Origin of the sequence: Roseivirga spongicola (genome assembly GCF_001592965.1) — a bacterium.
GTDB lineage: Bacteria > Bacteroidota > Bacteroidia > Cytophagales > Cyclobacteriaceae > Roseivirga > Roseivirga spongicola.
In genome coordinates, this window is sequence record NZ_LRPC01000001.1 from 442,716 (window position 1) to 464,887 (window position 22,172).

Below are 22,172 nucleotides of genomic sequence, written 5' to 3' on the forward strand. Positions count from 1 at the left end.
TGCTATACTTGGTGGTAAATAGACCTTAAGGTTCATTTTGTATTTGCAATGCCGAGCTGATAAGCTCTTTAAGCTCATTTTCTACAAATGGCTTTTCTAGATAGGCATGAGCCTCAGTAAGTTCGCAGGTTCTTTTTGTGGCAACATCGTCAGAAACTGACAGATAAATAATAGGTATGGAACAGTTGTTTTTTCTGAGCCATGTGGCAAAATCTACTCCCGACTCTACTCCATTGAGCTTAATATCTAAAATAACAAGGTCTAAACGCTGTCTCTCACAACACTCAACGGCCTGAGCATAACTAAAAACGGGAACCACACAATCGTGCCCCAAATCGTTAACTAGCCTCGAAATATCATCGGCAACAATTATCTCGTTTTCAACAATGAGTACGGTTTTTCTATCCAAAGGAAATGTTTAGTACACGATAAAAAACAAAGTAACCCGTGAAAACTCTTCCAGTAAATAGACCTTAAGGACTAATTTCAGCTGAATCTATTATGAGTTGATATATTGACTCTGATTGAAATAAATTTTGAAGACAGCACCAGCATCATAAGCATACTCATACCTTCCATGTATTTGAAGTGCCAGCCTGCTCACCAGCCACAACCCAGTACTTTTTGCTCTTTGTATATCGAAACCATCGGGTATGCCCGGCCCATTGTCTTTGACGGTTAGAAGCAAAGAATCTTCCATTCGAGACAAAGAGATTGTTAGCTGCAGCCCATTGGCAGAAGCATACTTGAAGCTATTCGTTATCAGCTCATTAGCAATAAGCCCCAAAGGCACCATGGTGTCTACATCTATCTCAATATCTGAATCGATAGCAAATTTGGCGTCAGAAGAAATATTCTCGAACGATCTCTGAATCTCTGCAAATAAATTCTGCAAATAGCTTAGTACCGAAACTTTAAGACTGTCTGTATTATAAAGCTGATTATGAATAAGCGCCATAGACTTTACCCTGCTTTTACCCTCGCTAATGAGGCTCTTAGTGTTAGGGTCGGTGGTTCCTTTGGCCTGTAGTTCTAGTAAGCTAGATAGAATTTGAAAGTTGTTTTTTACCCTGTGATGTATCTCCGTAAGCAGTAACTCTTTTTGTTTTAGCTCATCTGTTACTTCATTAGTTCTTATCTGAAGTAAGCCAGCCAGCCTTTTCTGTTTTTTGTAGTTGGTAAAAATCAATACCGCAATAATGGCGACAGCCAACATAGAGATAATCAGAATGATTCTCGAACGCTTTTCTATCGAAGCTTCGTACTCATAACTTACTTTTAAAAGGTTCAGTCGTTCTTCGTTTTTCAGACTATCCGCAATCTGTTGCTTCTGAAACTCGTAGCTTAATTGTAACTCCTTTACTTTCTCTACATTTTCCTGACTAAACAAACTATCCTTTAAGTTCACATACTCATTTAAGTATTTATAAGCATTTCTAAAGTCTTGCTCGGCCCTATAGTGTTTTTGAAGGTGTGATGCCACGTACATCTGATCACTCTTGCTTCCAATCTCCTTCCAAATATTAAAGGCTTTTTCAAAATAAATAATGGCCTTCTTATTATTGCCAGCCTTACTCCAGTATGCTGCTTGAGAAGAACTCACCAAACCCGTAAAATCCTTTTTATCAATCTCGGGTAAAAGCCTTTCTATTTGATCTAAGTAGTAACGCGTGCTATCCAAGATGCCCTCATCGCGATAGGTATCGGCCATGTGTTTGTATGAGTATGCCTTGCCATAAGCAAAGTTGGCCTCTTCTGCATAAGCAATGGCTTCTCTTAGTATAGATTTCCTTCTTTCGAACGAGACGCAGCCCTGACACAAAGAGTATACGCTAGCAAGATTATTAGACCAAACATTGAGACGCCTTGCATTGCCCGATGGCTTGAGCATTTCTATTATCTGACTTATTTTCTCTGCACTTTTATCGTATTCTTCCAAAGAGTAAAGTGCAAAAGATTCCTTGTTCAGAATGTCTTGAACCATAGCCTGATTATCTTCCATTCTTTCGGCCAACATCCTTCCTTTATTCAGCTCTTGCAGAGACTGTGTATAGAGCGCCAAATGCGAATACATGGAAGAGAGCAACAATCGGCCTTTGATGATGCCAACTGTATCGGCCTGTTGCTCGGCCAAAGCAACGGATCGTTCTGCGTAAATTCGAGTGCTGTCGTAATCGTTCTGAAGCTGCTTGGCATTGGCAATTTCATAGTTTGCCCTTGTCATTCCCAGCGTATCATTGGTCTGAGTGTAAATAGCCAAGGCCTTGGCATAATGCCGCTCCATTTCTACCCCGGTATAATCTGAACTTGCTCCAAGCTTAAGCTCCAATAGTGCTTCCTTCTTCAAATCGCCTTGTTGTTGAGCAATACTTAATTGTTCGGCATAGAGCAGCTTTAAAGAATCTTGCGCTTTGGTTTGGTCTACTATGCTCTGCAGACTGTCCATTTTCTCAGCTAATCTATCTTGGCCGTTAGCCACAGATACGTAAGCAAAACGTAAAAGACAAAAGAGAAAAAAGCCAATGGCGCGATGTGTTTTCATTCTAATAAAAGGTGTGTTTATTTTCAATAGCCCATTTCAATAGAGAGTGTGTACCTTGAGGCAGATCTAATTTTACACAAATATTGTGTCGATGGTTTTTAACCGTACTCAGACTAATTGAGAGCCACTCAGCTATTTCTTTGGTAGTTTTATTATCGGCCACCAGCCTAAGCACAACTTTTTCCATCGGTGTAAGGTCTACCTTCTCTTCCTTTTCATAGCTAGCTCGCTTATTGGTATACCGAGAATGGTTGCTCAAGGCAATTGCCAATGTTGTCTGTACATCTGGAGCATTGAAGGGCTTTACCAAATAACCATAGGGCATGGTATCTTTGACCAACTCAAGTGTTTTTTGGTCTGAATGAGAAGAGAGATAAATAAAAGGCACATTTAGATGTTTTCTAATATACTCAGCTACGTCCATCCCAGTCTTTTTCCCACCTAGCTGAATATCTAGTATTACTATGTCTACTGACTCGGTCTGTAGTACCTCAATGGCCGAATAATAATCCAGAGCTGGCTCTAATACGTGGTAATTGAGCTCCTCCAAGGTAGCGCAAAGATCGTCTGCGATCAGAATCTCATTTTCAACAACAAGAACCTTGGTTTTCATTAGTAGGAGCCTAGTATTTAGTCAGCAATCTTAAAAATGAATATACTCATAACGAAGGCTTTTTGCAGCCAACGGCAAAAAATAAAAAAGCCTCTTCATTGCTGAAGAGGCCTCTTGTATATAGTTAGTCAGTATTAACCGTTCATAGAAACCAAGAACTCGTTGTTGTCTCTGGTTCCTTTCATTCTGTCTAGCAAGAATTCCATAGCCTCTACAGAGTTCATATCTGCCATAAACTTGCGTAGAATCCACACTCTCTGAAGTTCTTCTTTGCTCATTAGCAAATCTTCTCTTCTTGTTCCAGACGCAGGTACATCGATAGCAGGGTAAACACGCTTGTTCGAAAGCTTTCTGTCTAACTGAAGCTCCATGTTACCCGTACCTTTGAATTCTTCAAAGATTACTTCGTCCATCTTAGAACCAGTTTCTATAAGAGCAGTAGCAATGATTGAAAGTGATCCGCCATTTTCTACATTACGGGCAGCACCAAAGAAACGCTTTGGTTTGTGAAGAGCGTTGGCATCTACACCACCAGAAAGAATTTTTCCAGAAGATGGCACTACAGTATTGTAAGCTCTGGCTAAACGAGTGATCGAGTCTAGAAGAATCACCACATCGTGACCACACTCTACCATTCTCTTGGCTTTTTCTAACACAATGTTAGAAACCTTTACGTGACGCTCAGCTTGCTCATCGAAGGTCGATGAAATCACCTCGGCCTTCACACTTCTAGCCATGTCGGTAACTTCTTCTGGACGCTCATCAATCAAAAGAATGATCAGGTAACACTCAGGGTGGTTTTCAGCAATTGCATTTGCAATTTCTTTCAAAAGAACCGTTTTACCAGTCTTTGGCTGAGCCACAATCATACCTCTTTGTCCTTTACCAATTGGAGCAAACATGTCCAAAATTCTGGTAGACATCTGAGATGGTCTTGTGCTAAGCTTCAATTTTTCTTCAGGGAAAAGTGGCGTTAAATATTCGAATGCCACTCTATCTCTAATTTCTTCGGTAGTCTTTCCGTTTACCGATTCAACTCTTAATAGAGCAAAATATTTCTCTCCCTCTTTCGGAGGTCTGATCTGACCTTTTACAGTATCTCCAGTCTTTAAACCAAAAAGTTTGATCTGAGATGGAGAAACATAAATATCGTCAGGGCTAGCTAAGTAGTTATAGTCAGATGAGCGAAGGAAGCCGTAGCCATCTTGCATCATCTCCAAAACGCCTTCATTTTCAATTAGGCCATCAAAATCTTTGATGTTTTGGTTGTACTCCTGCTTTTTATTTCTTCTGTTATCTTTTCTATTATTCTCAGGCTTCTCCGGCTTGTCACCGCTTTCCTGATTGTTATTGTCTTCTTTCTTAGCCTCTTTATTCGGGGCTTTAGACTTTTCAGGTTTTTCTTGTGGTGTGTTTTCGTTTGAAGAAGCGTCTGTACTTTCTGCAGAGTCAGTAACATTCTCTCTTCGAGGTCTTCTGGCAGACTTATTCTCTCTTGGAGCTCTTTTCTTTTCTTTCGACTCTCTTGCTTGAGGAGCTTCTTTCTTGGCTTCAGGAGCTTTTTCTTCAGTTTTTTCTGAATCGGCTTTCTTAGGTAGTTTCTCGTCTGGTGTAATGGCTTGCTGATCGAGGATAGCGTAGATGAGATCTTGCTTGTTCAGCTTTTTGAAGTTTTTTACACCAAGATTCTCAGCAATTTCCTTCAATTCTGAAAGAAGTCTGAGCTTCAGTTCTTCGATGTTATACATAATAAATTTATTGGGAAAATCTCCTCTGGGAGGACGATTTTAAAAATGATTTCAGTTAAATGAATTGTAGTTAGTGATGACTATTGGAAAGCATCCGATCATCAAAGGATATACAATATTAGAGCAAACATTTAAACTCTCAAAATTTAGACCTTGTTTTTCTTACTTATCCCTCTTTTCCATGCCATTTAAGGCTTCTATTCCAGCGGAATTAAATAATTTAGCGGCCTAAATTAAATGACTGATGCTTCAGGTAAACAACATTATTGCTGAAAAAGACCGATACATAACCGGATTAAAGAAAAGAAACATTTCTAATGCGGAAGAATTGCTGAATGAGGTAATTCAATTGGACGAATCTAGAAAGAGTACACAGCAAGAGTTAGACTCCAACTTGGCCGAAGCAAACAGTATTGCCAAGCAAATTGGTGCCTTAATGAAGGAGGGCAAAAAAGATGAGGCTGAAAAAATAAAGGCCAGAACCTCTGAATTAAAGCAACTAAATAAAGAGCTAGGCGAAAAGCTAAATGGCATTCAAGACGATTTGACCCAAAAGCTTTACAATATCCCCAACGTTCCTAATGAATCTGTACCTGCAGGAAATACAGATGAAGACAATGTAGAAATTAAGAAAGTGGGCGAAGTTCCAACCCTTAATGATGGCGCTATGGCGCATTGGGATCTCATAAAAAAGCACGACATCATAGATTTCGACTTAGGGATAAAAATCACAGGGGCAGGATTCCCAGTTTATAAAGGAAAAGGTGCTAGGCTTCAAAGAGCCTTAGTAAACTATTTCTTAGATGAAGCGGTAAAAGCAGGGTACTCTGAAGTTCAGCCACCTATTGTAGTTAATGAAGCTAGCGGCTATGGCACTGGTCAGCTTCCAGACAAGGAAGGACAGATGTATCATATTGGAGAAGAGAACCTATTCCTTATTCCAACCGCAGAAGTTCCAATCACTAACCTTTATAGAGATGTGATACTGAATGAGCAGGATCTTCCTGTAAAGCATGCTGGTTTTACCCCTTGCTTTAGAAGAGAAGCTGGGAGCTGGGGAGCTCACGTGAGGGGTCTCAACAGACTTCATCAGTTCGATAAGGTAGAAATTGTGCAAGTAAGAAAGCCAGAAGAGTCTTATCAGGCACTTGAAGAGATGTGTGCTCATGTAGAACACCTGCTCTCTAGCTTAAATCTGCCATACCGAATTTTGAGGCTTTGCGGTGGAGACCTAGGTTTTACTTCTGCCCTAACCTTCGATTTTGAAGTATATTCTGCCGCACAAGGCAAGTGGCTAGAAGTAAGTTCTGTTTCTAACTTTGAAACCTACCAAGCAAACCGCTTAAAGCTTAGGTATAAAGACGAAAACAAGAAGTCCATTTTACTTCATACCCTTAACGGTAGCGCCATGGCCTTACCTAGAATAATCGCTGCAATTTTGGAGAACAACCAAGACGAAAGCGGAATCAACATTCCAGAGGTATTACATTCGTATACTGGGTTTAACAGAATATAGAACCCACCTTGTAGCAGGCGTTCTACATACTTATATTGCGAGCTTTCGTTATTACGAAGAGAATAGAACGCGCTGCTATTGACTTTTACTAGACTCCATTTTTTGGTGTGTATTTTACTGTGCACCAATATTTTCAGCTTTGCCCAAACACTAGAGGTACAAGCTCAAGCCTCTTACTGCTATATAGCGGGACAACCATTACCCATCTCCCAATTCGTAGTAATCAGCGGAGACAGTAACGAACAGCTAGAAGGCATTCAGGTAACCATAGAAAACTATGATGCTTCTACAGATTTACTAGCCTACAATGGCACTGCAGTAAATAGCAACTTCGATAGCTCAAATGGCATACTCACTTTAAATGGTCAAGCCACACTGAGTCAGTATCGACAAATCATATCGGAAGTCACTTTCACTAGCAGTGATATGACCAGGCAAAAGTCTATCAACTTTACACTATCTGGAGTAGACTTCTTGGTCTCAACTGGTCATTTCTACCAGTTTTTCGCTGCATCTAGAGTTTCTTGGAGCCAAGCCAAAGCTCAGGCAGAAACAAAAGAGATTTTTGGTCTTAAGGGCTATTTAACCACCATTACATCTCAAGAAGAAAATGCCTTTATTCTTGAGAGAGTAAGCGGCACGGCATGGATTGGTGCAAGCGATGAAAATCAAGAAGGCACTTGGCGCTGGGTTACTGGCCCAGAAGGAGAAGCAAATGGAGGCCTAGGCACACTTCTGACTTCTGGATACGAAAATTGGAATACCGCAGAGCCTAATAACAATGGAGGTAACGAGCATTATGCACACATGATGGATTGGACCTCTCCCCCTGGCCGGTGGAATGATCTACCCAATGCTGGCGGCTCGGGAGACTTTGAACCTACAGGCTATATTGTTGAATACGGTGGCCAAACAGGCGATCCAGATGTGCTTTCTTCTATTTCTGGAACAACCATATTGGATCCGAAAAGAGATATTCAGATTACTGGACCAATTTCTGTATGCCCCAACATTAACGGTTTGCCCTACTCAGCCACACTTTTAAATGGCTACTCATATAACTGGACTGTAAATGGTGGCACAATAGCTTCTGGACAGGGAACAAACGAAATAACAGTGAACTGGGGCAACACAAATGATAATGCCTCAGTAGTTTTAGAGGTCGTGTCTGACTTTGCCTGTACCACTGAAATAACATATTCTGTTAAAATCAATCAGAAGCTAGAGCCATCTACACCAGAAGGCCCTGAATTTGTTTGTTATTCAGACCTTGCTTCTGAGCAAACTTATTCGACCCCAAGAACACCTGGCTCCGACTATTTCTGGCATATTACAAACGGAACAATTACAAGTGGAGATGGCACCAACGAAGTAACTGTTCTCTGGAATGGCTCTGGCACAGGAGAACTCTATTTTACTGAGTCGACCAGAACAGCCACAGATATTTGCGATGGAGATTCTCCAATATTAATAGTTGATCTCCGTGATGAAATTGCGGTAAACATGGATTTAACTCATGTAAGTTGCTATCAGGGAAGTAACGGAACTGCAACGGCAACTATTACCTCTGGCAGCGGCACCACAAATAGCTTTATTTGGCAAACTGGAGGGCTTGGCACTACCAGTGGAAATAGTATTTCTAACCTACCACAGGGAGATTACTCTGTCGATGTCACAGTAGATAATTGTACTGTAAACATACCTTTTACTATAACAGAACCTACTGAACTAACAGCTACATTTTCTGATCAAAATAACACCTTATGCCATGGAGATGCCAATGGAACCATTCAAGTGAATGCCACTGGCGGAACTACCCCATACACTTACCAGTGGAGCCATAGCTCAAGAGAGACCAGCTTCTCGGTTAGCAATTTACCCGAAGGCAATCACTCAGTGACCATAACAGATGCTAATGGCTGTATTTGGAGTGACAGCTTCTCCATTGGCCAACCTGCCCCATTGGTGATAGAAGAAATATATACCTATAAAGTTTCATGCCCAGGTGGTACAGATGGCTCTTTGGAAGCTGTTATTTCGGGAGGAACAAGCCCTTATACTTTCAGTTGGGAAATGAATTCAGAAACTGGAGCTTATGCAACCGGCTTTAAACAAGGCACCTATAGTGTTACTGTTACGGATGCCAATGGCTGTACCACAACTGGCTCACAAATTGTTGAAGAAGCAACCCCAAAAATAGTTCTTCCAAATGCCTTCAGCCCAAATGGCGATGGAAGTAACGAAACATTCCGTCCTTCAAACTCATGTCCAGTAGAATACCAGCTGACTATTTACAACAGATGGGGAAATGTCATTTTCCATACCAATGACATCAGCCTAGGTTGGGACGGTACTTTCAACGGAAGTGATGCTCCAGAAGGAAAATACTCTTACTTTGCCTCTTGGGTTATTGAAGCCAACAATATCACTTCTACAGAAGAAGTTAGAGGAGAGTTTAAATTAATAAGATAAACCAGCCATGAACATCAGAAAAGGGATCAAATCTGACCTATCACAAGTACTAGAACTTATTCAGGAGTTAGCCGATTATGAAAAAGCCGCTCATGAAGTAGAAATAACTCTTACACAATTGGAAGAAGATGGGTTTGGGGAAAACCCAGTCTATGAGTTTTTTGTGGCTGAAAACGAAAGTGAAATTGTTGGCATTGCTCTTTATTACTTCAGGTACTCCACCTGGAAAGGAAAAGCCGTTTACCTAGAAGATTTGGTAGTAAAAGGCTCTGAAAGAGGAAAAGGCTACGGACAACTTCTTTTAGATTCAATAATTAAAGAAGCAAAACGAACCAACTCCAAGCAGGTAAGATGGCAAGTACTCGATTGGAATGAACCCGCCATTGAATTCTACAAGAAACTTGGAGCTGATCTAGATGGGGAGTGGATAAATTGTACACTTACCTCCCAACAAATTCAATCTTACTAAGCCTCTTCCAACAATGTTCTAAAGGCTGCAAACTGGTTTGGAAACTTCTGATTAACCTTTAATCTCAATTCTTGAGAGAATGCATTAAGGTACATGGTTATGTTATCCATACTTTCAGCAAAATACTGAATGCTATAAGATGACGACTCAGGGTCTTCTGTATTCAATACCTTGAAAATTTTATGATCTACGAACTGATTTGTTTCGAGCACCTCTGGAATGTGAGTTTCTTTCATCCACTTTAACCACTCTTTTTCAACTCTTTTGTCTATTGCTACCGTTACGTTATAAAGAATCATTCTACTGCTGTTTGGCACAAAATTAAGGCTTATTTTTGTGCTAAACATTTCAATAGTCGTTGAGTTTTGAAGCATATGCTATCTAAGGTTGACAACCTACCCTTCGTAAACGAGAACAATGCCTTCTATCTGCTCTTAGCCATGCACGTTGCTGGAGTAGTAGGCATGAGTATAGACGCATCGAGAGAACTCTTTCAGATGCTCACCCCATTCAACCTTGTGGCCACTGCCGCTATTCTTCTTCATTTTGAAAAGATTAAGTCTGGTCAATACTTCTTATTTATTCTACTCACCATAATCATTGGCTTTTTTGTTGAAGTAGCCGGGGTTCATTCGGGAGTTATTTTTGGTGAGTATAGCTACGGGCCAACTCTTGGATTTAAACTTTGGGATGTACCTCTGGCAATAGGTATAAACTGGGTAATTATGATTTATTGCACTGGCTTATTTGCCAGAAGTGTTGCCCATAGCAAGGTTCCAACCATACTAGTTGGTGCTGTTTTAATGACGGCCATTGACATTCTAATTGAACCTGTTGCAGTTAAGCTCGATTTTTGGACTTGGGAAGGAAACCATATTCCTCTGCGCAACTACTTAGGTTGGTTTATTACCAGCATAATACTTCACACTTTATTTTATTATTTAATGCCGAAGTCAAACAATTCGTTGGCACCTAGACTTTTATATATATTGATCGGCTTTTTTATGGCTTTGAATTTTATTTGAAGCAGTTAAAAACAATTCAATGAACGTACTGTTTGTGAGGAAATGTTAGAGGCAATTTTGTGGACGTTTTTGGGATTTGTTTTGATGGAGGTCTTTTCTTGGGCCATTCACAAATACCTAATGCATGGTATTTTGTGGAACATTCACAAAACCCATCACACTCACACAAAAGGTTTCTTTGAGCTAAATGATCTCTTTACTGTAATTTTTGGTGGAACGGCCATAGCATTAATACTACTAGGCGCAGAGACCTTCGATTACAGGTTCTGGATAGGCTGCGGTATTAGTCTGTATGGTATGTCTTACTTTATTTTACACGATGTACTCATACACAAAAGGCTGAGTTGGTTTAACAGACCAAAAAGTAAATACCTAAAAGCCATAACCGAGGCTCATAAGGCTCATCATAGCACTCAAAAAAACAACTCAGTGTCGTTCGGACTATTTGTTGTACCGAGAGAGTTTTGGAAGAAGCAAGGAATAAAGGAGTAAAGGTTTGGCAAATTATTCAATTAAAGATTTAGAGCACCTTTCGGGGATTAAAGCTCACACCCTAAGAATCTGGGAACAGAGATACGGATTGATTAATCCTAAAAGAACTGATACCAACATACGGTATTACGATCAGGATGATTTGAAGCTCGTACTCAATGTTTCTTTATTAAAAGACAACGGTTTTAAGATCTCCAAAATAGCGGAGATGTCTAAGAAAGAGCTGCAGGAAGCTGTAGTAGAAGTATCTGACAAAACAACAAGTTTTGTAGATCAGATCTACGGTCTCACTTTGGCAATGATAGACTTAGACGAACAGCGTTTTGAGAAAATCATTTCGTCTAGCACCCTAAAAGTAGGCTTTGAGCGCACCATGCTCAACATTATATATCCTTTCCTTTCAAAGATTGGAATAATGTGGCTTACTGACGCTGTAAATCCTGCACAGGAGCATTTTATCACTAATTTGATAAGGCAGAAGGTTATTGTAGCCATAGATGGACAATACGAGACCTTTGACGAAAAGGCAAAAAAGTACATGCTCTTCCTTCCCGAAGGCGAACTTCACGAACTTGGTTTGCTCTTCGCTAACTATCTAATAAGAGCAAAAGGTAATAAGGTAATTTATCTGGGTCAGAATATGCCGTTCGATGATCTGTCAATGGTGTACGACACCTATCAACCAGACTACCTCTTTACTATACTTACAAATAACAGTAGAGCATTTGACCCGAAGGAATACTTGGCCAATCTTTCTGAACTGTTCCCTAATACAGAAATCTTGGTAAGTGGTAGCCAAATTATTGGAGAAGATTTAGGCCTACCAGATAATGTAATAGAGGTAGCCAATCCGAACAGAATACTAGAATTCATCAGCGCTCACCAGTCTGAGTCGGTTTCAAAATAATTTTTTTTTGAATTTATTGAGCTCGCGATGTACCTGCTTCGCGAGCTACAGTCATTCCTATTCATCAATTAGCTCAACCCCTGAGATTAAGGCGTAAGAAGTGCCGTTTTTCAGCTTTTCCTCCTTTTAGAGCTACTCAAAACCTATATCTAGACACTTTTTTGCGATTGGTTGAATCCATTAGCCAATTTGCCTCGTATATATATAGTTACATGTACATACCCGTATAATCATTTTGTTGAATCATTTGTCAACTATCTCTTCCATATTTTAAACAGTCTGATCATTATCTCATTTTTTGTTTAACCTTATTATTTAAACTTTCCACAAAAAGCTCTTGACTTTTGTTTAATCATTATTGATATTTGTTCAACATAAAAGCAAAAGTTATGACAGCTCTAGAATACAGTTACACAATTACACAAATGACTAAATCTCTGAAGCCATTTGCTTTGAAGTTGACAAAGGATACCGAAGACGCTAATGATTTACTTCAGGAGACATTAATGAAGGCCTATAGAAACAGAGAGAAATTCTCTGAAGGCACAAATCTGAAAGCGTGGTTATATACTATAATGAAGAACACTTTTATTACCAATTATCAGAGAATGGTAAGAAGAGGAACCTTCATTGATACTACAGATAATTTACACTTTATCAATTCTAGCGATGTAAACATCGAGAATGGAGCGTATGGCAACTTTGCCATGAAAGACATTACAGCGGCAATTGAGTCGTTAGATGATGTTTATAAAACTCCATTTATGATGTATTTCAGAGGTTTTAAATATCATGAGATTGCCGATAGACTTGAAATTCCTATTGGTACAGTGAAAAATAGAATTCACATTGCCAGAAAGCAACTCAAAGAAAAATTAAGAACATACAGAAGCTAGTGCTAGTTTAGCTTTAATGAATAAGAAAACAGCACTAGTTATTGGTTCCGGTTTTTCAGGCCTTTCTGCCGCCATCAACTTGGCTCACAAAGGTTTTGAGGTAAAAATTCTGGAAAAGAATAACTCCATTGGAGGAAGAGCCCGACAGTTTAGCGAGTCGGGCTTTACTTTTGATATGGGGCCTAGTTGGTACTGGATGCCCGATGTTTTTGAAAGTTTCTTCAACAAATTCGGAAAATCGGTTACCGATTATTACGATTTAGTCAGGCTAGACCCTTCATATCAGGTAGTTTATGAAAATGGAGATGCTATGCCAATTCCAGCCCAAATGGCCGAGCTTAAAAAGCTATTCGACTCTATTGAGCCGGGCTCTGGTGTTCAATTGGATGAATTTCTAAAACAGGCTGCTTACAAATATGAAGTAGGCATTAACCAACTGGTGTATAAGCCAGGCAGGACCCTCACAGAATTTGCTGACCCTAAACTACTAATTGATGTAGTTAGAATGGATATCTTCCAATCTATGGCTAAGCATGTAAGAAAATACTTTAAGCACCCCAAGCTAATTCAGCTCATGGAGTTTCCGGTGTTGTTTCTTGGTGCCCTTCCTGAAAATACCCCTGCGCTTTATAGTTTAATGAACTATGCAGATATGGCTTTAGGTACTTGGTACCCAAAGGGTGGCATGTTCAAAATTGTTGAGGCAATGGCATCTTTGGCCGAAGAGCTAGGCGTGGAAATACTTACAGACCATGAAGTAACATCTATAGAAACCAAAAGCGGCAAGGTTTCTTCAGTAGAAACAGTGCGAGGCTCCTATTCTGCAGATGTTGTGGTGGCAGGAGCGGATTATCATCATGTAGATGATAAATTATTGAGCAAAGCCGATAGAAACTACTCAGAGAAATACTGGGACAAGCGAGTACTTGCCCCATCTTCTTTACTTTATTACGTGGGACTAAATAAAAAACTGGACGGCCTACTCCATCACAATTTGTTTTTTGATACGGACTTTACCCCGCATGCCCATAATATTTATACCGATCCTAAGTGGCCTGATAATCCGTTATTCTACGCATCACTAACTTCAAAAACTGATGACACAGTAGCCCCTGAAGGTCATGAGAATTTATTCTTGCTAATACCTGTAGCACCAGGACTAGAAGACAATGAAGAAATAAGAGATCATTACTTTAAGCTTATAGTAAAAAGAATGGAGGAATACTGCGGACAATCCATTTTGGAACACGTGGTATACAAGAGAAGCTTTGCGCACAAAGACTTTGTTAGCGATTACCATTCATTTAAGGGCAACGCTTATGGCTTGGCCAATACATTGAAACAAACCGCCATTCTGAAGCCTAGCCTTAAAAATAAGCATGTAAAAAACCTGTACTACACAGGTCAATTAACTGTTCCCGGGCCAGGGGTTCCTCCGAGTTTAATATCGGGAATTGTGGTGGCCAATGAAATTGTAAAAGACTTGGCTTAAACCTCTTACACATAATTTAGTTATCTTAACTCATGGATCTGTTCGATCAAACCACATTGGAATGTAGCAAGCTTATCACTCAACGGTACAGCACTTCGTTCACTTTAGGTATAAAAACCCTGCACAAGAAGCTGCACTTCCCGATCTACGCCATTTATGGCTTTGTTCGCTATGCAGATGAAATTGTAGATACCTTCCATGATAAAGACAAAGCAAGGCTACTGGATGAATTTGAAGAGAATACGTTCAAGGCAATTGCACAACAAGTGAGTCTCAACCCAGTACTTCATGCTTTTCAACTTATAGTAAACAAATACGAGATAGACCATGAGCTTATTCGGTCTTTCTTACACTCTATGAGGTTAGACCTCAGTGAAACCGTTTATAATCAAGACGGGTATGAAGAATATATATATGGTTCGGCAGAAGTAGTTGGCCTAATGTGCTTGAAGGTCTTTTGCAACGGAGACAATACCCAGTATGAAGAGCTATTACCTCCTGCCAAAAAGTTAGGAGCAGCGTTTCAGAAAGTAAACTTCATCAGGGACATTAAAAGTGATTATGAAGAAAGAGGAAGGGTTTATTTTCCTGGTGTAGACTTTAACGATTTTAGTCTAACAGCCAAAGAAGCCATTGAAGCCGATATTCAGAAAGACTTTGACGATGCATTAATAGGCATTAAGAAGCTTCCGAAAGAAGCAAGGTTAGGCGTGTATTTAGCCTACAAGTATTACCTGAAGCTCTTTAATAAAATTAAAAAATGTCCTCCTTCTAGAATTAAGGAAGAGAGAATTCGAATTCCCGATGCTAGAAAGTTTGGCATTTTAGTAGGCATTTACTTTAAGCACAGAATCCACACAATTTGATTTTGACTGATTAATTAGTGCTACAGAAACTAAATCTCAAACATAAATATTCATTCTAGGTTATGCTATTATGTTTAATCTCAGTGTAGATATCGACAACAATTCTGGCTTCTGCTTTGGTGTGGTATACGCCATAGAAATGGCTGAAGACATTCTGGAAGAAGAGGGAAATCTCTATTGTCTAGGAGATATAGTACACAATGATGAGGAGGTTAAGCGCCTAGAAAAGAAAGGGTTGAAAATCATCAACCATGAGCAGCTTAAGCTGCTTACAAATGCTAAAGTGCTCATTAGAGCCCATGGCGAGCCACCTGCCACATATCAAATGGCACTTCAAAACAACTTAGAGTTAATTGATGCATCTTGCCCAGTGGTTTTAAAGCTTCAGAATAGAATCAAAAACAGCTTCGATAAAGAAGAGCAGATATACATTTACGGTAAACATGGCCACGCAGAAGTAGTAGGTCTTTTAGGCCAAACCAATAATGAAGCCGTTGTCTTTCAAGATATAGCAGAACTAGATATTCCAACATTACCACGAGAGCTCACCCTCTATTCTCAAACCACCAAAAGCACAGACAAATTTTACGAGATCAATAGAATACTTGAGGAAAACGGAATCACTGTAAAAACCAATGATACCATTTGTCGACAGGTATCGAATCGCGATAAAGAGTTAAGAGATTTTGCCAGAAAGTTTGATGTAGTCGTTTTTGTAAGCGGCACAAAATCTTCTAACGGTAAAGTGCTGTACAGAATATGTGCCGATCAGAATCCAAGAACACATTTTGTCTCATCGCTTGCAGATGTAAAATCTGAGTGGTTCGGGAAAAACGAAAGTGTTGGTATTTGCGGAGCTACTTCTACTCCAATGTGGTTGATGGAAGAAATTAAATCACACCTTCAAAAGCTATAATCGTTAATTTTAGGCATGGCCGGAGCCAAGTCAAATACTGGAGTTTATGTTGCCCTTGCCATAATTATTTTATGGTTTGCCACTTTAGCCTTTGCCTTGCAATGGCAACTAGAGTTTGACTCGCCAGTTACCTATTTGCTTATTCTTTTGCTGACCCATTTATATACTGGGCTATTTATAACTGCTCATGACGCAATGCACGGAACAGTGGCCAAAAGCCTTAAACTCAACCATGCTATTGGCCATTTCACCTCGTTATTATTCAGCTTTAACTTTTACAGAAGGTTGTTTCCAAAACATCATGAACATCATAGGTATGTAGCTACAGACAAAGACCCAGACTACCACAGAGGCAACTTCTTTTCTTGGTATCTAAGCTTTTTGAAGCAGTACCTAAATATTTGGCAAATTCTACTCATGGCCATAAGCTTCAACATTCTAAAGCTTTTCTTACCCACGGAAAACCTTATTGTATTTTGGATGCTGCCAGCGGTACTTTCTACTTTACAGTTGTTCTATTTTGGCACTTACCTACCCCATAGAGGAGAACACAAACAAGACAACATTCATAAGTCTAATAGTCAGAAGCTTAATCATGTTTGGGCATTTTTAAGCTGCTATTTCTTTGGCTACCACTACGAACACCATGCCTCTCCAGGCACGCCATGGTGGCAACTCTGGAAGGTTAAAGAGAAATACGAAACCAGTAAATAAAAAGGCTACTCGCATTTCTACAAGTAGCCTTTAAGGTGTTTTCTATCTGTTTTTCTTAATGTCTATCGTCTTTTTCTACAGCACCATCCACAATGTTAATTGTTCTATTTCCGTAGGCTGCATTCTCCTTTGAGTGGGTTACCTGAACAATGGTCATCCCTTCACTATTTAATTTCTGGAACAACTTCATTATTTCTTCTGCTTGATCTGAGTGCAGGTTACCCGTAGGCTCATCGGCCAAGAGTAGTTTTGGCTCACCTATTAAAGCCCTAGCTACACCAACCAACTGCTGCTGGCCACCTGAAAGCTGCTCTGGAAAAAGGTCTTTCTTCGCCACCATTTGGAACCTATCCAACATTTCGGCCACCATACTTTTTCTCTCTTTCGACTTTACGCCTTTGTATAGCAAAGGCGTCTCAATGTTTTCATAAACTGTCAATTCATCGATCAAATGATAGGCCTGAAAAACAAAGCCAATGTGATGTTTGTGTAAATCGGAGCGCTTACGTTCTTTCATTCTATGAATAGGCTCATCAAAGAAGTAATACTCTCCCTGAGAAGGTTCGTCTAGCATTCCAATAATGTTCATTAAAGTAGACTTTCCTGCACCCGATGGCCCCATAATAGTTACAAACTCACCTTGCTCTATGTCTAAATCAATTCCTTTTAGAATGAATGTTCTCTGGTATTTTGAGTCGACAAATTTGTCGATGTCGCGTAGTTTAATCATTTGACTTGTTTAAGTTTTGACCTTTTCGTTTTACCAATTTATATGCCAATAGCGAATATATTGATTTTCAGCATTAAGCAGTTATTACGCAAATCAAAACTGTACAGATTCGATCACTTTTGTTCACTATTGACACGTTATTCAGACCGCAGTGCCTTAACCGGATTAGATTTGGCAGCAGCATAAGTTTTCTGACTCACTGTTAGCAATGCTATGAATAGCGCTACAAAGCCTGCAAGCAAGAACGTTAAAACTGATGGAGTAATGGAAAAAGCGAAGTTTTGCAACCACCAACCAGACAAGTAGAACGCAACAGGTGCCGCAATAACAAAGGCAATAGCTATTAGAATAGCAAAATCTTTAGATAGCAGATATAAAACTTGCCATATAGAGGCGCCTAACACTTTCCTCACGCCTACCTCTTTTATTCGTTGTTCTGTTGAATATGATGCAAGACCAAACAAGCCCAAGCACGCAATCCCCACAGCCAGTATTGCGAAGAAAACCACCAATTGACTTAAGGCTTTTTCATTATCGTAGTGTGCAGCTAAGTCTTCTTCTAAGAAAGAATATTCAAAAGGTTGCGATGGAGCAAATTCCGTCCACTTATCTCGAACGTAGCTCACCACCTCACTTTGACTCTCTGGATTTACCTTTATGAAGATCTCTTGAAAGTTCGGGAAGAAGTAGGCATAGAAGCATGATTCAGTTCTTCTCTGAAGGGGTTCAAAATTGATATCATCGATAACACCTATGATCTGTTTTCTTTGCCAGTCACCTCCAAAACCTTGGACATCTATAAACTTGCCAACGGCCTCGCCTTTTAGGTTAAGCTCTGCTTCGGCCCTCCTATTAATAATAATTGCTTCTGTGGAATCGGTTGGAATTGTTGGGTCAAAATTTCTACCATCTTGTACCTCTATATTCATGACATCTAGGTAGTTCAGATAAATATTTATGCCGGCTAAATTCAATCCATCAACTTCTTCAGAAACAGATTCTGACTTCACAAAAATAATTGGCCTGAGTCCGCCTGGTTTAGAAAAAGTAGCTGTAACCCCTTCAATACTAGGGTTCTTCTCAAGCTCATTTTTGAAAGCCTCCATTCTTGGAGTAATCGCCTGATTGGTATTAGAAACCATCAAAATATTTTCACGCTCGAAGCCCAAAGGTTTATTCTGTAGAAAGCTAAGCTGATTATAAACTATAACTGTTCCGATGATCATCACAATGGATATTACAAACTGGAAAACAACCAGCGCTTTTCTAAAAATACCAGAGCCTCCCATACCCGCTGCAAGCTTGCCTTTTAACACCACTACAGGTTTAAAAGCCGAGAGAAAGAGAGCAGGATATACTCCAGAGCCCAACCCAATAACAACTACTATGAGGGCCAACGCTCCCAAAACCTCAGGCTCAAATAGCATTGCCGAGGACAAAGGCTTATTGATGAAGCTAGAAAAGGGGCCTATGAGCAAGTAGACCATAATTAATGACAGAAGAGCTGAAATTGATGCCAATACCAAAGACTCTCCCAAAAACTGATTTATCAGTTGTTTTCTGTAGGCTCCAAGCACTTTCCTCATACCCACCTCTTTAGCTCTTTTGGCCGATCTGGCCGTAGCCAAATTCATGTAGTTGATACCCGCAATAAGTAGAACAAACACGCCTACAGCCGTAAAAATGTAGACGAAATCCATGCTGCCATTTACAGATATTTCGTTTCTCAAATTCGATTTTAAATGAATGTCTTCTAAGGCTATTAAATCAGGATTAAACATATGCAAACGCCCCTCCTCAATATTGGCTGCCTTCAGCTCAACCATTTTAGCTGTCACCAAATTAGCATGCTGTTCATCTGTTAACTTAATGTAGTTATAGAAGCCATCATTAGCCCAAGAATTAAGGAAATTGGCATTTTGGCTACGAAATGTCTGATTAGAAAAAAGCAGATCGAAGGCGATATGGGTGTTTTTTGGCAAATTCTCTAACAGACCCGTAACCTCATAGTTGGTATCCTGCTGCCCCTTCACTTTTAGCGTTTTGCCAATTACATTGGTGTTTCCGAAATATCTAACGGCCGCAGTTTCTGTTAGCACAACCGTATTGGGAGCAGACAGCACCTGTTCTTTCTGGCCTTGAAGCAAAGAGAAATTGAAAAACTCTAGGAAGTTAGGATCCACAAAAAAGGAATTATTCTCTTTGTAAAGCTCCGTCTCTACTTCTATTACCAGCTGTTGGCCACCACCACTCATTCGGGTATAATCTGTAACTTCTGGTAGTTGATTGCTAAGGGCAGGAGCTAAGGCAGAAGTGCTAGTTGGATATTTATAGTTTCCACTACTTAATCTCAACTCATTATTGATTCTAAAAATCTTCTCAGAATCTGAATGAAATTTATCGAAACTTAATTCAAACCTTATGACAAGAAGTATGACCAAAAAGGCCGAAATACCTAAGGTAAGACCGAAAATATTGACTCCAGCGTAGCCAGGATTTTTCCTGATTGTGCGTAGGGCAACTAAAAAATAACTCTTTAACATGAACCTATTTAGCCAGAGGTTCGCAGAAAATCAAGCTAAAAAGTGTAGAAACCTGTTTGTTCTACTGGTGGAAACAGTAACATAGCACATACAAAAGCTAATATGGAAATGACAAAACCTATCATAAAGAAGGTGTAACAAGCCCTTAGTAATTTGTATTTTTTACCAAGCACTACACCCAAATAATAGATGTCTTTTACAAGGCTACTGTAAAGGTAGTCGCCATCTTTCATCATTTCTTTCATGCCCCATTCGTATCTGTCTAGCTTCATCTTATGGAAGTTTCCAAAAAAGAGCAGGTTCGTTTTCTTACTCAATACATCTTGATCTGTAAACACCCCAGATGATACATTAGGCCGAGTAGCCAAAATGGCCAATACGATAGTGGTTAAAGAAACAATAATGAGTACAATGGTGGGTATAACTAAGTTGGGATACTCGTATAACTTGCGGATAAGCACCGAAACCACTACCGAAAGAATAATGGTATTCACTGAAATCATGATATTGGCCTTATTATCGGCCATAGCACTGAGTTCTAAGTGGTTTTTAGAGGTAGTTCTGAACATGGTTTCAACCCCTCTATCTGGCTTCAGCCTGGCCTTCTCTTCCATTTTCGCCAGTTGCTTCTCCAGCTTTTTTATCTTTTTAGACTCGGCTTTGTTTTTCTTCTTAGGCTCTCCTTTCCCTATCCTTTTAAGGTTATCATCCTTAATGGGTTGCAAGTATTTCTTGCCGAACTCAGTGAAGTACTCATGGTCATTAAAGAAGCTATAGTTCAGTTCATCCCACTCCTCATCACTGATTTGCTTGTCTTTGGTTAACTCAATTTCCCGATGCATGCGGTCAGACATTTTATGGTAATCAGTACATGCTAAATGGTGCATGTCCGCATCGCACAAAATTTCTTCCATTAGCGTTTTAGGAGCTTGAGGCATCTTTGTGGCCGAGATGCAATTACAGATGGTCTCTATTTTATCTTGGGCTAGACCTTCCTTTTGCAAAAACTCTTTGGCAATCCTTACACTAGTATCTTCATGGTTAGTACATCCCTCAGTATAACCAACATCGTGAAACCAAGCTGCAATGGTGATCAGCTCCAACTCATCTTCGTTTAAATCACTTTCTCGTCCAATAATACGAGCCGCATCCACAACCCTTTCGGTATGTTGATAGTTATGATAAACGAAACTCTCCGAGAGTTTCTCGGTAAAAAGTTCTTTACAATAGGCCTGAACCTTCGAAACAAGTAAATCTGCCACTGCGCTTTGTTCTAATCTTAAATATAGGACCCGGGACCCAAATTACTTGAATCTCAGTGCCTATAAGGAATGATATTAAATTTATTTTTGTTCCCTAGCATGAAAATGATCCATTCGGCCAAGATATTCATCTTATTTATTTTAACCTCTTTGTCGCTCCATATACAAGCGCAAGATAGACCTCCGTACGATCTAGAATCGCCAAAGATAATCTATACGCTTCCTGACTATTTGGAAGAAGTTTCTGGCCTTACTTATTTCAATACCAATCAACTCGCAATGCACAACGATGAAAAAGGGAGAATGTATGTATTCGACCTAAAAAAAAGAGCCGTTGTACAAAGGGTAAGGTTTGATGGAGATGGAGACTATGAGGGCATTGAACGAGTGGGAGAATACATATACATTGTAAAAAGCAATGGTAATCTATATCGTTTTAATGTAAACATTGAAGGTGTTGTAGAGAAAATTGAAACTCCATTCGATTCTAAAAACAATGTAGAAGGCCTTGGGTATAACCCAAAAACCAACCATTTGCTAATAGCCCTAAAAGATGATGGAGACACCCCCGATGTAAAAGTTGCTGGCAAGGCCATTTATGGGTACAACCTCAATGAAAAGACTTTCGATAAACTCCCACATTTTTCTGTAAGCCATAAAGACATGGAAAGAGTGCTGGGAAAAGACTATAAATTTCACCCTTCTGCAGTGGCTGTTCACCCTTTAACTGAAGAGGTATATGTTCTTTCGGCACACAAAAGAGCACTTATGGTATTTGGAAAAGACGGTAAGCCCAAAAACCTGACCGACCTAAAGAGGAGCTTATTTCCTCAACCTGAAGGAATAGCTTTTAGCCCCGAAGGAGACCTCTATATAAGTAATGAAATGGAGGGCGAAGGGGGAACACTACTTTGGTTTAAAATGAAGCAGTAGAACCATTAATTGAAAACCGCTGTTTGAACCTGCAAT

Annotated in this window: 20 protein-coding genes; 12 read left to right on the forward strand and 8 right to left on the reverse strand. The window is 39.7% G+C overall.

Annotated elements, in window-relative coordinates; translation table 11 throughout:
• Positions 1 to 25 precede the first annotated feature (25 nt).
• The 4 genes from AWW68_RS02010 to rho form a co-directional block, all read right to left on the reverse strand.
• Positions 26 to 409: a response regulator gene (locus AWW68_RS02010; protein WP_068216050.1), complete on the reverse strand. Its 384-nt coding sequence runs from the start codon at positions 407 to 409 to the stop codon at positions 26 to 28.
• 90 nt (positions 410 to 499) lie between these two features.
• Positions 500 to 2,542 carry a sensor histidine kinase gene (locus AWW68_RS02015; protein WP_068216053.1) on the reverse strand — a complete coding sequence of 681 codons (2,043 nt, stop codon included), beginning with the start codon at positions 2,540 to 2,542 and terminating at the stop codon, positions 500 to 502.
• A 1-nt stretch (position 2,543) separates the two neighbouring features.
• Positions 2,544 to 3,155 carry a response regulator transcription factor gene (locus tag AWW68_RS20245; protein WP_068216055.1) on the reverse strand — a complete coding sequence of 204 codons (612 nt, stop codon included), beginning with the start codon at positions 3,153 to 3,155 and terminating at the stop codon, positions 2,544 to 2,546.
• A 134-nt stretch (positions 3,156 to 3,289) separates the two neighbouring features.
• Positions 3,290 to 4,903, reverse strand: coding sequence for a transcription termination factor Rho (rho, locus tag AWW68_RS02025; protein ID WP_068216057.1), 1,614 nt, complete (start codon positions 4,901 to 4,903; stop codon positions 3,290 to 3,292).
• A gap of 244 nt (positions 4,904 to 5,147) precedes the next feature.
• Here rho and serS point away from each other — a divergent pair, with 244 nt between their 5' ends.
• The 3 genes from serS to AWW68_RS02040 all read left to right on the forward strand — a co-directional run bounded on the left by serS (position 5,148) and on the right by AWW68_RS02040 (position 9,360).
• Positions 5,148 to 6,419 carry a serine--tRNA ligase gene (gene serS, locus AWW68_RS02030; protein ID WP_068216058.1) on the forward strand — a complete coding sequence of 424 codons (1,272 nt, stop codon included), beginning with the start codon at positions 5,148 to 5,150 and terminating at the stop codon, positions 6,417 to 6,419.
• 105 nt (positions 6,420 to 6,524) lie between these two features.
• Positions 6,525 to 8,891: a T9SS type B sorting domain-containing protein gene (locus AWW68_RS02035; RefSeq protein WP_068216061.1), complete on the forward strand. Its 2,367-nt coding sequence runs from the start codon at positions 6,525 to 6,527 to the stop codon at positions 8,889 to 8,891.
• 7 nt (positions 8,892 to 8,898) lie between these two features.
• Positions 8,899 to 9,360 carry a GNAT family N-acetyltransferase gene (locus AWW68_RS02040; protein ID WP_068216063.1) on the forward strand — a complete coding sequence of 154 codons (462 nt, stop codon included), beginning with the start codon at positions 8,899 to 8,901 and terminating at the stop codon, positions 9,358 to 9,360.
• Here AWW68_RS02040 and AWW68_RS02045 read toward each other — a convergent pair.
• Positions 9,357 to 9,734: a DUF4286 family protein gene (locus AWW68_RS02045; protein WP_245660194.1), complete on the reverse strand. Its 378-nt coding sequence runs from the start codon at positions 9,732 to 9,734 to the stop codon at positions 9,357 to 9,359. The genes AWW68_RS02040 and AWW68_RS02045 overlap by 4 nt on opposite strands.
• Here AWW68_RS02045 and AWW68_RS02050 point away from each other — a divergent pair, their 5' ends adjacent.
• From AWW68_RS02050 to AWW68_RS02085, 8 genes are all read left to right on the forward strand, one after another.
• Complete coding sequence (locus tag AWW68_RS02050; RefSeq protein WP_068216065.1) at positions 9,735 to 10,385, forward strand: carotenoid biosynthesis protein; 651 nt, start codon at positions 9,735 to 9,737, stop codon at positions 10,383 to 10,385.
• Between the two features lie 42 nt (positions 10,386 to 10,427).
• Positions 10,428 to 10,877, forward strand: coding sequence for a sterol desaturase family protein (locus tag AWW68_RS02055; protein WP_068216067.1), 450 nt, complete (start codon positions 10,428 to 10,430; stop codon positions 10,875 to 10,877).
• 4 nt (positions 10,878 to 10,881) lie between these two features.
• Entirely contained in the window at positions 10,882 to 11,784 is a 903-nt protein-coding gene (locus AWW68_RS02060) for a MerR family transcriptional regulator (protein WP_068216069.1), read from the forward strand.
• Positions 11,785 to 12,173: 389 nt separating this feature from the next.
• Entirely contained in the window at positions 12,174 to 12,680 is a 507-nt protein-coding gene (locus AWW68_RS02065) for an RNA polymerase sigma factor (RefSeq protein ID WP_068216070.1), read from the forward strand.
• Between the two features lie 16 nt (positions 12,681 to 12,696).
• On the forward strand, positions 12,697 to 14,172 hold the full coding sequence (locus tag AWW68_RS02070) for a phytoene desaturase family protein (RefSeq protein WP_068216072.1): 1,476 nt from the start codon (positions 12,697 to 12,699) through the stop codon (positions 14,170 to 14,172).
• 32 nt (positions 14,173 to 14,204) lie between these two features.
• On the forward strand, positions 14,205 to 15,038 hold the full coding sequence (locus AWW68_RS02075) for a phytoene/squalene synthase family protein (protein ID WP_068216074.1): 834 nt from the start codon (positions 14,205 to 14,207) through the stop codon (positions 15,036 to 15,038).
• A 70-nt stretch (positions 15,039 to 15,108) separates the two neighbouring features.
• Complete coding sequence (locus tag AWW68_RS02080; RefSeq protein WP_068216076.1) at positions 15,109 to 15,954, forward strand: 4-hydroxy-3-methylbut-2-enyl diphosphate reductase; 846 nt, start codon at positions 15,109 to 15,111, stop codon at positions 15,952 to 15,954.
• Positions 15,955 to 15,969: 15 nt separating this feature from the next.
• Entirely contained in the window at positions 15,970 to 16,668 is a 699-nt protein-coding gene (locus AWW68_RS02085; protein ID WP_068216078.1) for a fatty acid desaturase, read from the forward strand.
• Between the two features lie 55 nt (positions 16,669 to 16,723).
• Here the strand turns inward: AWW68_RS02085 and AWW68_RS02090 are convergent, their stop codons facing one another.
• From AWW68_RS02090 to AWW68_RS02100, 3 genes are all read right to left on the reverse strand, one after another.
• On the reverse strand, positions 16,724 to 17,398 hold the full coding sequence (locus AWW68_RS02090) for an ABC transporter ATP-binding protein (protein WP_068216080.1): 675 nt from the start codon (positions 17,396 to 17,398) through the stop codon (positions 16,724 to 16,726).
• A 137-nt stretch (positions 17,399 to 17,535) separates the two neighbouring features.
• Positions 17,536 to 19,941, reverse strand: coding sequence for an ABC transporter permease (locus AWW68_RS02095; RefSeq protein WP_068216081.1), 2,406 nt, complete (start codon positions 19,939 to 19,941; stop codon positions 17,536 to 17,538).
• A 35-nt stretch (positions 19,942 to 19,976) separates the two neighbouring features.
• The gene (locus AWW68_RS02100) at positions 19,977 to 21,203 is read right to left on the reverse strand and encodes a Pycsar system effector family protein (protein WP_068216084.1); all 1,227 of its coding nucleotides are present in this window, start codon (positions 21,201 to 21,203) and stop codon (positions 19,977 to 19,979) included.
• Positions 21,204 to 21,353: 150 nt separating this feature from the next.
• Here AWW68_RS02100 and AWW68_RS02105 point away from each other — a divergent pair, with 150 nt between their 5' ends.
• Positions 21,354 to 22,136 carry an SdiA-regulated domain-containing protein gene (locus tag AWW68_RS02105; RefSeq protein WP_157717491.1) on the forward strand — a complete coding sequence of 261 codons (783 nt, stop codon included), beginning with the start codon at positions 21,354 to 21,356 and terminating at the stop codon, positions 22,134 to 22,136.
• Positions 22,137 to 22,172 lie beyond the last annotated feature (36 nt).

Bases quoted from the DNA above. Each gene is read 5' to 3' on its own strand.
- rho (WP_068216057.1), bottom strand. From the start codon at position 4,903: ATGTATAACATCGAAGAACTGAAGCTCAGACTTCTTTCAGAATTGAAG.
- AWW68_RS02065 (WP_068216070.1), top strand. From the start codon at position 12,174: ATGACAGCTCTAGAATACAGTTACACAATTACACAAATGACTAAATCT.
- AWW68_RS02075 (WP_068216074.1), top strand. From the start codon at position 14,205: ATGGATCTGTTCGATCAAACCACATTGGAATGTAGCAAGCTTATCACT.
- AWW68_RS02045 (WP_245660194.1), bottom strand. From the start codon at position 9,734: ATGCTTCAAAACTCAACGACTATTGAAATGTTTAGCACAAAAATAAGC.
- AWW68_RS02055 (WP_068216067.1), top strand. From the start codon at position 10,428: ATGTTAGAGGCAATTTTGTGGACGTTTTTGGGATTTGTTTTGATGGAG.
- serS (WP_068216058.1), top strand. From the start codon at position 5,148: ATGCTTCAGGTAAACAACATTATTGCTGAAAAAGACCGATACATAACC.
- AWW68_RS02080 (WP_068216076.1), top strand. From the start codon at position 15,109: ATGTTTAATCTCAGTGTAGATATCGACAACAATTCTGGCTTCTGCTTT.
- AWW68_RS02085 (WP_068216078.1), top strand. From the start codon at position 15,970: ATGGCCGGAGCCAAGTCAAATACTGGAGTTTATGTTGCCCTTGCCATA.
- AWW68_RS02095 (WP_068216081.1), bottom strand. From the start codon at position 19,941: ATGTTAAAGAGTTATTTTTTAGTTGCCCTACGCACAATCAGGAAAAAT.
- AWW68_RS02040 (WP_068216063.1), top strand. From the start codon at position 8,899: ATGAACATCAGAAAAGGGATCAAATCTGACCTATCACAAGTACTAGAA.
- AWW68_RS02090 (WP_068216080.1), bottom strand. From the start codon at position 17,398: ATGATTAAACTACGCGACATCGACAAATTTGTCGACTCAAAATACCAG.
- AWW68_RS20245 (WP_068216055.1), bottom strand. From the start codon at position 3,155: ATGAAAACCAAGGTTCTTGTTGTTGAAAATGAGATTCTGATCGCAGAC.
- AWW68_RS02070 (WP_068216072.1), top strand. From the start codon at position 12,697: ATGAATAAGAAAACAGCACTAGTTATTGGTTCCGGTTTTTCAGGCCTT.
- AWW68_RS02050 (WP_068216065.1), top strand. From the start codon at position 9,735: ATGCTATCTAAGGTTGACAACCTACCCTTCGTAAACGAGAACAATGCC.
- AWW68_RS02015 (WP_068216053.1), bottom strand. From the start codon at position 2,542: ATGAAAACACATCGCGCCATTGGCTTTTTTCTCTTTTGTCTTTTACGT.